This is a genomic window from Streptomyces sp. NBC_01268, assembly GCF_036240795.1.
In the GTDB taxonomy this organism is placed as follows: domain Bacteria; phylum Actinomycetota; class Actinomycetes; order Streptomycetales; family Streptomycetaceae; genus Streptomyces.
Window position 1 is genome coordinate 3809988 of the sequence record NZ_CP108454.1, and the last position, 12656, is coordinate 3822643.

A 12656-nucleotide genomic window follows, 5' to 3' on the forward strand; every position below is an offset into this window, starting at 1 on the left:
CATGAAGATCGCTTTCGTGGGGAAGGGCGGCAGCGGCAAGACCACGCTGTCCTCGCTCTTCATCCGACACCTCGCCGCCGCCGGGGCCCCGGTCGTCGCGGTGGACGCCGACATCAACCAGCACCTCGGAGCGGCGCTCGGCCTCTCCGACGAGGAGGCCGCCGCGCTGCCCGCGATGGGCGCGCACCTGCCGCTGATCAAGGAGTACCTGCGGGGCTCCAATCCGCGGATCGCCTCCCCCGACACGATGATCAAGACGACTCCGCCCGGGGAGGGTTCCCGGCTGCTCCGGGTCCGCGAGGAGAACCCCGTCTACGAGGCCTGCGCCCGGTCCGTGACGCTCGACGACGGCGAGCTCCGGCTGATGGCGACGGGCCCGTTCGCGGAGTCGGACCTCGGGGTGGCCTGCTACCACTCGAAGGTCGGCGCGGTGGAGCTGTGCCTGAACCACCTGGTGGACGGGGCCGACGAGTACGTGGTCGTCGACATGACCGCCGGCTCGGACTCGTTCGCCTCGGGCATGTTCACCCGCTTCGACATGACCTTCCTGGTCGCCGAGCCGACCCGCAAGGGCGTCTCCGTCTACCGCCAGTACAAGGAGTACGCGCGGGACTTCGGCGTCACGCTGCGCGTGATCGGCAACAAGGTGCAGGGCGCGGACGACGTGGAGTTCCTGCGCGCCGAGGTCGGCGACGACCTGCTGGTGACGGTCGGCCACTCCGACTGGGTCCGCTCCATGGAGAAGGGACGCCCGGCCCGCTTCGAGCTCCTGGAGGCCACCAACCGCATGGCCCTCCAGGCCCTCCAGAACGCGGCGGACGACTCGTACGCCCAGCGCGACTGGGAGCGCTACACGCGCCAGATGGTCCACTTCCACCTGAAGAACGCGGAGAGCTGGGGCAACGCCAAGACCGGGGCCGACCTGGCGGCGCAGGTCGACCCCGGGTTCGTGTTGTCCGAAGGGATCAGTGCCGCGCAGCCGGCTTGACCGCCGCCGGGGCGCCCGCGGGGGCGGCCGGCTGGGGGGTCAGGAAGGCCTTCCAGCCGGCCGGCGGGGCCTCGCCGACCTTCAGGGTGCGCATCTTGGCGACGACGTCCGGGTCCTGGACGTCGAGCCAGTCGGCGAGCTGGCGGAAGGAGACGCACTTGACGTCCTTCTGCACGCAGACCGTGGCGATCGTGTCCTCGATGGCGCGCATGTACGTGCCGCCGTTCCAGGACTCGAAGTGGTTGCCGATGATGAGCGGCGCCCGGTTGCCCCGGTAGGAGCGCTCGAAGGCCTGCACCAGGCCGTCACGCATCTGGTTGCCCCAATACTCGTGCTGGGACGGGTCGCCCTGCGTCGTACCGGACTGGTTGACGAGGAAGTTGTAGTCCATCGAGAGCGTCTGGAAGGCGCGGCCCGGCACCGGGACGAGCTGCATCGACAGATCCCACAGGCCCACGTCCTTCTTGGGCCAGATCTGGTCGTTGACGCCGCTGGTGTCGTAACGGAAGCCCATCTGCGCCGCCGCCCGGACGAAGTTCTTGCGGCCCTCCAGGCAGGGGGTGCGGGCGCCGACGAGCTCCTTGTCGTAGTCGAACGGGAGCGGCTTCTCGCCCTTCAGTCCGGCGTTCGTCTTCCAGTTCTTGACGAAGGACTTGGCCTGGTTGATCTCGCTCTTCCACTCCTCGACCGACCAGGTGCCCACGCCCCCGTCCTTGCCGCAGAAGTGCCCGTTGAAGTGCGTGCCGACCTCGTTGCCCTCCTCCCAGGCGCCGCGCAGCTCGCGCACGGTGTCGCGGATGCCCTGGACGTCGTTGAAACCGATGTCGGAGCGGCCCGCGGAGTGCTGCGGCGGGTCGTACATCTCGCGCTTGGACTCCGGCAGCAGGTACACGCCGCTGAGGAAGTACGTCATCGCCGCGCCGTACTGCTTGCCCACCTTGCGGAAGTGGGAGAAGAGCTTCTGGCTGTCCTCGCCCGCGCCGTCCCAGGAGAACACCACGAACTGCGGCGGAGCCTGACCCGGCTTCAGACGCTGCCAGACCGGCTGGTTCGGCTGGCGGCCGGTGAAGGCGGTGGAGCCGTCGCCGATCAGCCGCACCGCGCTCTGCGGGGCCGCGGCCGCCTCCTTCTTGGCGCCCGCACCGCTCTGCCCGTCCTGGTGGGCCGCGTCGCCGGAGCCCGAGCAGCCGGCGAGACCGGCGGTCAGGGCGACGGCGAGGGCGCCGACGGCGAGCGTCCTCCTGGGCGTACGGACAGGGTTTCTTCTCCCGGGGGCTGACATCCGCCCACCTCTCCTCAGATCCTCGGATTTCCGTACAAGCGGCGTCAACGTCGCACCAGAGGGGCCGAGGGGCGTCAACGACAAGCGGCATGCCTACGTTCTGTCACTGGATCCAGTGATTCATTGCCCCATTTGCCCCGAAAATAATGCCGGAGACTTTACTCTCCATTACCATCCATTTACCGAGCGTCATCCCTCGTTCAGTTCGATGTCCCCTTGCGTCCCCTGGTGTCCCCCGATGTCTGTTGATGTCCGTGGATGTCACTCGGTGTCCCGCCGCTGCACCCCGCACGAGCCGCGACCGCGCCGCCCCGGAGGAGACGGGAACATGACCCTCTGCCCCCCTGCCCGAACGACCACGACGACCCGGCCCCGCGTCCAGCGGCCGCACGGACCGCCGGACGGACCGCCACGCCGATTCCGCGTCGCGGGCGCCGACCTCTCCGCCTCGATCGCCGTCTTCCTGATCGCCCTGCCGCTCTCCCTCGGCATCGCCCTCGCCACCGGAGCCCCGCTCCAGGCCGGGCTGGTGGCCGCCGCCGTCGGCGGCATCGTCGCCGGCCGCCTCGGCGGCTCACCGCTCCAGGTCAGCGGCCCCGCCGCCGGACTGACCGTGGTCACCGCCGAGCTGATCCAGCGCTACGGCTGGCGCACCACCTGTGCCATCACCGTCCTCGCCGGACTCGCCCAACTCGGCCTCGCCGCCCTGCGGGTGGCCCGGTCCGCGCTCGCCGTCTCCCCCGCCATCGTGCACGGGATGCTCGCGGGCATCGGCGTCACCATCGCCCTCGCGCAGCTGCACATCGTGCTCGGCGGCACCCCCCAGAGCTCCACCGTGGACAACGCCCTCGGCCTGCCCGCCCAGCTGGCGGACACGTCCGCCGCCGCGCTCGCCGTCAGCGGCCTCACCATCGCGCTGCTGCTGCTCTGGCCCCGCCTGCCCGGTCGTACGGGACGGATGCTGCGCAAGGTGCCCGCCGCGCTCGCCGCGGTGGCCGCCGCCACGACGCTCGCCGCGCTCACGGGGCTCGGCGTGCCCCGGGTGGACCTGCCGTCCTGGAGCAGCCACGCCCTGCCCGGACTGCCGGAGGGCCCGGTCCTGGGCATCGCGGCCGGGGTGCTCACCATCACGCTGGTCACCAGCGTGCAGTCGCTGCTGTCCGCGGTCGCCGTCGACAAGCTGGCGGCGAAGCGCGCCACCGGCACCGGCACCGCCGCCCCGCGCTCCCGGCTCGACCGCGAGCTCGCGGGCCAGGGCGCGGCGAACATGGTCTCGGGGGCGCTCGGCGGCCTGCCGGTCGCCGGGGTCGCGGTGCGCAGCGTGGCGAACGTGTCGGCGGGAGCGGTCAGCCGCAACTCCTCGATCCTGCACGGCCTGTGGATCGTGCTCGCCGCCCTGCTGCTCGTCCCCGTCCTGGACCTGATCCCGCTGCCGGCGCTGGCCGCGCTGGTGATGGTCGTCGGCGTCCAGATGGTCAGCATCACCCACATCCGCACGGTCACCCGTCATCGTGAAGTCCTGGTGTACGTGGTGACGCTGGCCGGCGTGGTGTTCGTCGGCATCCTGGAGGGCGTGGCCCTCGGCATCGCGGTGGCCGTCGCCGTCGCCATGCACCGCCTCGCCCGGACCCGGATCACCCGGGAGGAGCGGGACGGGCGGCACGTGGTCCGCATCCGGGGCCAGTTGACCTTCCTCGCCGTGCCGCGGCTGAGCCGGGCCCTGCACCAGATCCCGCCGGGCGCCGACGCGGTGGTGGAGCTGGACGGCTCGTTCATGGACCACGCCGCGTTCGAGACGCTGCACGACTGGCAGGCGACCCATCTCGCCCACGGCGGCACGGTGGAGACGACCGGCCCCGGTGGCGGGCGGATCGCCGAGCCCGCACCGGGGGAACGGTCCGCCGCCGGCCCCGGCGCCGAGGCGGCCGAAGGGCCGGCTGCCGGGAGCACCGCGGTCCGCTCCGGCTCGCACGCGGCGGGCGGCCACTCCTGCTGCCGCCCGTGGACACCCTGGCGCAACCACCAGTGCGGCGAGCAGCCGCCGGCGGACGAGACCGGCGGCACCACCGGGCAGCGGCTGGCCAGCGGCATCGGCGCGTTCCAGCGGAACACGGCCCCGCTGGTCCGTGACGAGCTGGCCCGGCTGGCCCGGGAGGGCCAGCGCCCCTCGCAGCTCTTCCTGACCTGCGCCGACTCCCGCCTGGTCACCAGCATGATCACTTCCAGTGGCCCGGGCGACCTGTTCACCGTGCGCAACGTGGGCAACCTGGTGCCGCTGCCGGGCGAGGAGAGCGGCGACGACTCCGTGGCGGCGGCGATCGAGTACGCGGTGGAGGTGCTGCGGGTCGAGTCGATCACGGTCTGCGGGCACTCCGGCTGCGGCGCGATGCAGGCCCTGCTGAACAGCCGTGCGGACGACCCGCCGAGCCCGCTGCGCCGCTGGCTGCGGCACGGCCTGCCGAGTCTGGAGCGGATGGCGAGCCGCCGTCACGTCTGGGCGCGGATCTCGGGACGGCTGCCGGCCGACGCGGTCGAGCAGCTGTGCCTGACCAACGTGGTCCAGCAGTTGGAACACCTGCGGGCGTACGAGCCGGTCGCGCGGCGGATCGCCGACGGGACGCTGACCCTGCACGGGATGTACTTCCATGTGGGCGAGGCCCAGGCGTATCTGCTGGCCGGCACGGACGAGGTGCACAGCTACGACGACGTGTTCAACCAGGTCCCGCCGGGGGCCGCTTCGCAGGCGCTTCCCCTGGAGGCCGCCCGCACGTCCTGAACCATCCGTTCCGTTCCTGCGTGAAAGTGTGTGGCCCCCGTTCCCCTCCGCTCGGGGAACGGGGGCCACCTCCGCGTGGCGCCTCACAGGTCTAAACCAATTACCCGGATGCTCTTGTCACCCGGGCATCCGCCTGATGAGCTATGACACGGGACACACAGGCACATAGGGACGCCCTGGGAAAGGGAGATGTCGTGAGCAACGAATCCTTGGCCAATCTGCTCAAGGAAGAGCGCCGCTTCGCGCCGCCGGCCGCACTGGCCGCGGACGCCAACGTGACGGCGGAGGCCTACGAGCAGGCCAAGGCGGACAGGCTGGGTTTCTGGGCCGAGCAGGCCAAGCGGCTCTCCTGGGCCACCGAGCCGACCGAGACCCTCGACTGGTCGAACCCTCCGTTCGCCAAGTGGTTCGCCGACGGCGAGCTCAACGTCGCGTACAACTGCGTCGACCGCCACGTGGAGGCCGGCAACGGCGACCGCGTCGCCATCCACTTCGAGGGTGAGCCCGGCGACAGCCGGTCCATCACCTACGCCGAGCTCAAGGACGAGGTCTCCCGGGCCGCGAACGCGCTGACCGAGCTGGGCGTCCGCAAGGGCGACCGGGTCGCGGTCTACCTGCCGATGATCCCCGAGGCGGCCGTCACCATGCTGGCCTGCGCCCGCATCGGCGCCGCCCACTCGGTCGTCTTCGGCGGCTTCTCGGCCGACGCCGTCGCCTCCCGCATCCAGGACGCCGACGCCAAGCTGGTCGTCACCGCCGACGGCGGCTACCGCCGCGGCAAGCCCTCCGCGCTCAAGCCGGCGATCGACGAGGCCGTGGCCCGCTGCCCGCAGGTCGAGCACGTCCTCGTGGTCCGCCGCACCGGCCAGGAGACCGACTTCACCGAGGGCCGGGACGTCTGGTGGGACGACATCGTCGCCCGCCAGTCCGCCGAGCACACCCCGGAGGCCTTCGAGGCGGAGCACCCGCTCTTCATCCTCTACACCTCCGGCACGACCGGTAAGCCGAAGGGCATCCTGCACACCTCCGGCGGCTACCTCACCCAGGCCGCGTACACCCACCACGCCGTCTTCGACCTCAAGCCGGAGACCGACGTCTACTGGTGCACGGCCGACATCGGCTGGGTCACCGGCCACTCGTACATCGTGTACGGACCGCTGGCCAACGGCGCCACCCAGGTCATGTACGAGGGCACCCCGGACACCCCGCACCAGGGGCGCCTGTGGGAGATCATCCAGAAGTACAAGGTCAGCATCTTCTACACGGCGCCGACCGCGATCCGGATGTTCATGAAGTGGGGCGACGACATCCCCGCCAAGTACGACCTGTCGTCGCTGCGCGTCCTCGGGTCCGTCGGCGAGCCGATCAACCCCGAGGCCTGGATGTGGTACCGGAAGCACATCGGTGCCGACAACTGCCCGATCGTGGACACCTGGTGGCAGACCGAGACCGGCGCGATGATGATCGCGCCGCTGCCCGGTGTCACGGAGACCAAGCCCGGCTCCGCCCAGCGCGCGCTGCCCGGCATCTCCGCCACCGTCGTCGACGACGAGGCGAACGAGGTTCCGAACGGGGGCGGCGGCTACCTGGTCCTCACCGAGCCGTGGCCGTCGATGCTCCGCACCATCTGGGGCGACGACCAGCGGTTCATCGACACCTACTGGTCCCGTTTCGAGGGCAGGTACTTCGCGGGCGACGGCGCGAAGAAGGACGAGGACGGCGACATCTGGCTGCTCGGCCGGGTCGACGACGTCATGCTCGTGTCGGGCCACAACATCTCCACCACCGAGGTCGAGTCCGCGCTGGTCTCCCACCCGGCGGTCGCCGAGGCCGCCGTGGTCGGCGCGGCCGACGAGACGACCGGCCAGGCCATCGTCGCCTTCGTGATCCTGCGCGGCACCGCCAACGAGGACGAGGCCCTCGTCGCCGACCTGCGCAACCACGTCGGCAAGACCCTCGGCCCGATCGCCAAGCCCAAGCGCGTCCTGCCGGTGGCCGAGCTGCCGAAGACCCGCTCGGGCAAGATCATGCGCCGACTGCTGCGGGACGTCGCCGAGAACCGTGAGCTGGGCGACGTCACCACCCTGACGGACTCCTCGGTCATGGACCTCATCCAGACCAAGCTGCCGGCCTCCTCCAGCGAGGACTGAGCCCCGGTACCCGTCCGAAGGCGCCCGCCCCGCACCCTGCGGGGCGGGCGCCTCCGCGTTGTCCACAGGCCCGGAGAACGGTTGTCCACAGATCCCGGCGCACACATGCTCGCATCCGGATATGCACCTAAAGTGAAGATCGCCGGACACCACCGCGCGTCGTTAGGTAAAGTAAGGAACGCGTCAGTGACGCGACAAGAACACCTAGGTGCGCCGGGAAGTCTGGTCGGCATGTGCTTCGCCCTGCCCACCGACCGGAGGTTCTCACCGTGTCCGCGCCCGAGCCCACCCCCACCGACCGCAAGTTCCTCGGCCGGCTGTCACTCCCCGAGCGCCGATACATCGCCGACGCACTGCGCACCGAGACCGTCGGTGGCGTGCTGTTGCTGCTCGCCGCCATCGCCGCACTCATCTGGGCCAACACGCCGCTGAAGGAGAGCTACGCGACGATCCGGGACTTCCACATAGGCCCGGCCGCCCTCGGGCTCGACCTGTCGATCCAGCACTGGGCCGCCGACGGCCTGCTCGCGATCTTCTTCTTCGTCGCCGGCATCGAGCTCAAGCGCGAGCTCGTCGCGGGCGAACTGCGCGACCCCAAGGCCGCTGCCCTCCCCGTGATCGCCGCCGTCTGCGGCATGGCCGTGCCCGCCCTGGTCTACACGCTGGTCAACGTGACCGGCGACGGCTCCCTCGACGGCTGGGCGGTGCCCACCGCCACGGACATCGCCTTCGCGCTCGCCGTCCTCGCCGTCATCGGCACCTCGCTGCCCTCGGCCCTGCGCGCCTTCCTGCTCACCCTGGCCGTCGTCGACGACCTGTTCGCCATCCTGATCATCGCGGTCTTCTTCACCAGCGACCTGAACTTCGCCGCGCTCGGCGGCGCCTTCGCCGGGCTCGTCGTCTTCTGGCTGCTGCTGCGCAAGCGCGTCCGCGGCTGGTACGTGTACGTCCCGCTCGCCCTGGTCATCTGGGGCCTGATGTACAACAGCGGCGTCCACGCCACCATCGCCGGTGTCGCCATGGGCCTGATGCTGCGCTGCACCACCGAGGAGGGCGAGGAGCACTCCCCCGGCGAGCACATCGAGCACCTGGTCCGGCCGATCTCCGCCGGTCTCGCCGTGCCGCTGTTCGCACTGTTCTCGGCCGGTGTCACGGTCTCCGGCGGAGCCCTCCGCGACGTCTTCACCCAGCCCGTCACCCTCGGCGTGGTGCTCGGCCTCGTCGTCGGCAAGGCCCTCGGCATCTTCGGCGGCACCTGGCTCGCCGCCCGCTTCACCAAGGCCTCGCTCAACCCCGACCTGGCCTGGCCGGACGTCTTCGCCGTCGCCTCCCTCGCCGGTATCGGTTTCACCGTGTCGCTGCTCATCGGCGAGCTGGCCTTCGTCGACGACCCCGTGCTGATGGAGGAGGTGAAGGCCTCCGTCCTGGTCGGCTCCCTGATCGCCGCGGTCCTCGCCTCCGTGCTGCTGAAGCTGAGGGTCCGCAAGTACCGGGCGCTGATCGACGAAGAGGAGCGCGACGAGGACCACGACGGGATCCCCGACGTGTACGAGGAGGACAACCCCGAGTTTCATCTGCGGATGGCGGAGATCTACGAGAAGAAGGCCGCCGAACACCGACAGCGCGCCCAAGTGGCGGGGGCATCGCGCGACGAGGCCGACCGTCCGGCATGATCTGAGGTCGGACCGTTACAGGAGAAGAGGGAGCAGCGATGAGCGACCCGTTCGACGGAGCCGAGCGCAGCCTCGGTCAACTGGTCGCCTCGGCGACCGCCGAGATGTCCGCCCTGGTGCACGACGAGATCGCCCTGGCCAAGGCGGAGATCAAGCAGGACGTCAAGCGCGGGGCGATGGGCAGCGCGGCCGGCCTGGTGGCCGTCGTGGTGCTGCTCTTCTCGCTGCCGCTGCTGAGCTTCGCGCTCGCGTACGGCATCCAGGCGTGGAGCCACTGGCACATCTCGGTCTGTTTCCTGCTCTCGTTCGCGGCGAACGTGCTGCTCGCGGTGCTGCTCGGGCTCGTGGCGTACGCGAAGTTCCGCAAGATGAAGCCGCCGGAGAAGTCCATCGCCTCCGCCAAGCAGACCGCGGCGATCATGCAGAACGTCAAGCCGCACCCCCGTACGGCCGGCGCCGCGGCGCAGGACAAGGCCGTGGTTGTGGCACGCTCGTCTGCATGACCGTCCCTGAGAGCAGCAACGGCAGCGGCACCGGAAACGGGCCCGGCACCGGAGGTCCGGTGCGGATCGAGGGACCGTGGACCCATCGCGACGTGGCGGCCAACGGTGCCCGTTTCCACATCGCCGAGATGGGTGACGGCCCGCTGGTGCTGCTGCTGCACGGCTTCCCGCAGTTCTGGTGGACCTGGCGGCACCAGCTGCCCGTGCTCGCCGAGGCCGGTTTCCGGGCCGTGGCGATGGACCTGCGGGGCGTCGGCGGCAGCGACCGCACGCCGCGGGGCTACGACCCGGCCAACCTGGCCCTCGACATCACCGGCGTCATCCGCTCGCTCGGCGAGCCCGACGCGGCGCTCGTCGGACACGACCTGGGCGGCTACCTCGCCTGGACCGCGGCCGTGATGCGCCCGAAGCTGGTGCGCCGGCTCGTGGTGTCCTCGATGCCGCACCCGCGGCGCTGGCGCTCGGCGATGCTGTCCGACTTCGGGCAGTCGCGGGCCGGTTCCCACGTCTGGGGTTTCCAGCGGCCGTGGCTGCCGGAGCGTCAGCTCGTCGCGGACGACGCGGCGCTGGTGGGGCGTCTGATCGAGGACTGGTCCGGGCCGAACCCCCGGTCGACGGCGGACGACGAGGCACTCGACGTCTACCGGCGGGCGATGTGCATCCCGTCGACGGCGCACTGCTCGATCGAGCCGTACCGCTGGATGGTGCGCTCTCTGGCCCGGCCGGACGGCGTGCAGTTCAACCGGCGCATGAAGCGGCCGGTGCGGGTGCCGACGCTGCATCTGCACGGCTCGCTCGACCCGGTCATGCGGACGCGTAGCGCGGCCGGTTCCGGGCAGTATGTGGAGGCGCCGTACCGCTGGCGGCTCTTCGACGGCCTCGGGCACTTCCCTCACGAGGAGGACCCGGTGGCGTTCTCCACGGAGCTCGTCAACTGGCTGAAGGACCCCGAGCCGGACCGCTGACGCGCGGGTTCGCCCACCCCGTCGTCGTCGGTGTCCCGCGGGCGTTCTTCGAACTGCCATGTGCCCCGCGCATACGCCAATTGGCGGGCCCCCGGGCGGTTACCGACCTTGGGCCCCGGGCAGACGTCCGGGTATGGGCTGGACGCACGACTACGGTGACACCGCACGCGACCGCCGCTCGATCGGCGGCTCGGAGGCCCCGGAGGGGGGCGGCACGCGAGAGCACGGCCACGCGCACCCAGCGCGGGACGTGGGCATCTCGCGCATCCTGCGACGCAGGGCCCGCTGGGTCTCGGCCCGGCTGCGCCACCCGCGCACATAGGGCGCGGCCCCGGGCCGCGTCCGGCTAGAGGGCGCACCCCTGGGTGTCGACCTGCTGGTTGGCGGCGCGGCCCCGGGAGATGTCGTCCTTGATCTCGTCGACCGTCAGCGCGTAGCCGGTGTCGGCGTCGTCGAGGGAGCGGGCGAAGATCACGCCGTACACCTCGCCCTCCGGGGTGAGCAGCGGGCCGCCGGAGTTGCCCTGACGGACCGTCGCGTACAGCGAGTACACGTCCCTGCGCACCTCGCCGCGGTGGTAGATGTCGGGGCCCTTGGCGCTGATCCGGCCGCGGACGCGGGCCGAGCGGACGTCGTAGGCGCCGTTCTCCGGGAAGCCGGCCACGATGGCGCTGTCGCCGCTGTGGGCGTCCTCGTCGGTGAACCGCAGCGGCGTGGCGTCGAGTGCGGGCACGTCGAGCACGGCGATGTCGCGCTTCCAGTCGTAGAGCACGACCTTGGCGTCGTAGAGCTTGCCCTCGCCGCCTATCTGGACGGTCGGCTCGTCGACCCCGCCGACGACGTGGGCGTTGGTCATGACGCGACGGTCGGCGAAGACGAAGCCGGTGCCTTCGAGTACCTTGCCGCAGCTCGGGGCGGTGCCGACGACCTTGACGATCGAGCGCTGCGCGCGGTCGGCGACGGGGCTGCCGGCGAGCGCCGGGTCCGGCGGGCGGACCTCGGTGATGGGCTCGTTCGCGAACGGGCTGAAGACCTGCGGGAACCCGTTCTGGGCCAGGGTCGAGGTGAAGTTCGTGAACCAGGTGGACGCCTGATCGGGCATCAACTGCTCCACCCCGAGCAGCACCCTGGAGTTGCGCACCTCCTTGCCCACCGTGGGCATCGCGGTGCGGGCGAGCGCGGAGCCGAGCAGCCAGGCCACCAGCAGCATGGCCACCACGTTGACCAGCGCGCCGCCGGTGGCGTCCAGGGCGCGCATGGGTGACCAGGTGATGTGCCGGCGCAGCTTGTTGCCGAGGTGGGTGGTGAAGGCCTGGCCGACCGAGGCGCAGACGATGACCACGATCACGAAGATCACGGTCGCCGTGGTCGTGACCTGACTGTGGTCGGTCAGCGCGTTCCAGGCGACCGGGAGCAGCAGGACGGCGACGAGACCGCCGCCGAGGAACCCGATGACCGACAGGATGCCGACCACGAATCCCTGGCGGTAACCGATGATCGCGAACCACACGGCGGCGAGCAGCAAGAGGATGTCCAGCACGTTCACCGTCAATAGCCTCGCAGATTCGTCTTCGGTCGACCGGGGTCAGCCTGTCATGAGCGCCAGTCGAGCGGGACCTGCTTGGACCGGTCCCAGGGGCGCTCCCAGCCCGAGTAGTGCAGGATCCGGTCGATCACCCCGGCGGTGAAACCCCAGACCAGGGCCGATTCGACGAGGAACGCGGGGCCGGAGTGGCCGCTCGGGTGGAGCGAGGTCGCGCGGTTCGCGGGGTCCGTGAGATCCGCCACGGGGACGGTGAAGACCCGGGCGGTCTCGGCGGGGTCCACGGCCCCGACCGGGCTCGGGGCGCGCCACCAGCCGAGCACGGGGGTGACCACGAAGCCGCTCACCGGGATGTAGAGCCGGGGCAGCACGCCGAAGAGCTGGACGCCGGAGGGGTCGAGGCCGGTCTCCTCGCGCGCCTCCCGCAGCGCGGCGCGCAGCAGCCCGCCGTCGGCCGGGTCGCCGTCCTCGGGGTCGAGGGCGCCGCCCGGGAAGGAAGGCTGTCCGGCGTGCGAGCGGAGGGTGCCGGCGCGCTCCATGAGCAGCAGCTCGGGGCCGCGCTCGCCCTCGCCGAAGAGGATGAGCACCGCCGACTGCCGGCCGCCGCCGTCCTCGGGCGGCAGGAAGCGGCTCAGCTGCTCGGGCGCGACCGTGCGCGCGGCGCGCTCGACCGGCGCCAGCCAGTCGGGCAGGCCCGCGCCGCTGATCAGCCCGCCCGTTCCGTGGATCTCTTCACCAGTGCGCGTCATAGGCACCCCCGTGGTTCACAACGCGAT

At 71.2% G+C, this 12656-nt stretch carries 10 protein-coding genes; 7 read left to right on the forward strand and 3 right to left on the reverse strand.

Annotated features, from left to right (window positions below; all coding sequences use genetic code 11):
- Window position 1 precedes the first annotated feature (1 nt).
- Window positions 2–988 (forward strand): ATP-binding protein, encoded by a 987-nt coding sequence (locus OG309_RS16805; RefSeq protein ID WP_329421739.1) that lies wholly within the window; start codon window positions 2–4, stop codon window positions 986–988.
- On the opposite strand, the gene OG309_RS16810 is transcribed toward OG309_RS16805, so the two are convergent.
- Window positions 966–2270: a hypothetical protein gene (locus OG309_RS16810; RefSeq protein ID WP_329421740.1), complete on the reverse strand. Its 1305-nt coding sequence runs from the start codon at window positions 2268–2270 to the stop codon at window positions 966–968. The two genes, OG309_RS16805 and OG309_RS16810, sit on opposite strands and share 23 nt — an antisense overlap.
- 328 nt (window positions 2271–2598) lie before the next feature.
- Between OG309_RS16810 and OG309_RS16815 the strand changes: the two genes are divergently transcribed.
- The 6 genes from OG309_RS16815 (at window position 2599) to OG309_RS16840 (ending at window position 10659) form a co-directional block, all read left to right on the forward strand.
- Entirely contained in the window at window positions 2599–5046 is a 2448-nt protein-coding gene (locus OG309_RS16815; RefSeq protein ID WP_329421741.1) for a SulP family inorganic anion transporter, read from the forward strand.
- Between the two features lie 143 nt (window positions 5047–5189).
- Window positions 5190–7196: an acetate--CoA ligase gene (gene acs / locus OG309_RS16820; protein WP_329421742.1), complete on the forward strand. Its 2007-nt coding sequence runs from the start codon at window positions 5190–5192 to the stop codon at window positions 7194–7196.
- A 269-nt stretch (window positions 7197–7465) separates the two neighbouring features.
- Window positions 7466–8869, forward strand: coding sequence for a Na+/H+ antiporter NhaA (gene nhaA / locus OG309_RS16825; RefSeq protein ID WP_329421745.1), 1404 nt, complete (start codon window positions 7466–7468; stop codon window positions 8867–8869).
- 38 nt (window positions 8870–8907) lie between these two features.
- Window positions 8908–9372, forward strand: a complete 465-nt coding sequence (locus OG309_RS16830; RefSeq protein WP_329421747.1) for a phage holin family protein — start codon at window positions 8908–8910, stop codon at window positions 9370–9372.
- Window positions 9369–10337 (forward strand): alpha/beta fold hydrolase, encoded by a 969-nt coding sequence (locus tag OG309_RS16835; protein ID WP_329421750.1) that lies wholly within the window; start codon window positions 9369–9371, stop codon window positions 10335–10337. Before OG309_RS16830 ends, OG309_RS16835 begins: the two co-directional genes overlap by 4 nt.
- Before the next feature lie 133 nt (window positions 10338–10470).
- Window positions 10471–10659, forward strand: a complete 189-nt coding sequence (locus tag OG309_RS16840; RefSeq protein ID WP_329421752.1) for a hypothetical protein — start codon at window positions 10471–10473, stop codon at window positions 10657–10659.
- Window positions 10660–10683: 24 nt separating this feature from the next.
- On the opposite strand, the gene OG309_RS16845 is transcribed toward OG309_RS16840, so the two are convergent.
- Together OG309_RS16845 and OG309_RS16850 are read right to left on the reverse strand one after the other, a co-directional pair.
- Window positions 10684–11883 (reverse strand): MarP family serine protease, encoded by a 1200-nt coding sequence (locus tag OG309_RS16845; RefSeq protein ID WP_329421754.1) that lies wholly within the window; start codon window positions 11881–11883, stop codon window positions 10684–10686.
- A 47-nt stretch (window positions 11884–11930) separates the two neighbouring features.
- The gene (locus tag OG309_RS16850; protein WP_329421756.1) at window positions 11931–12629 is read right to left on the reverse strand and encodes an NUDIX hydrolase; all 699 of its coding nucleotides are present in this window, start codon (window positions 12627–12629) and stop codon (window positions 11931–11933) included.
- Window positions 12630–12656 lie beyond the last annotated feature (27 nt).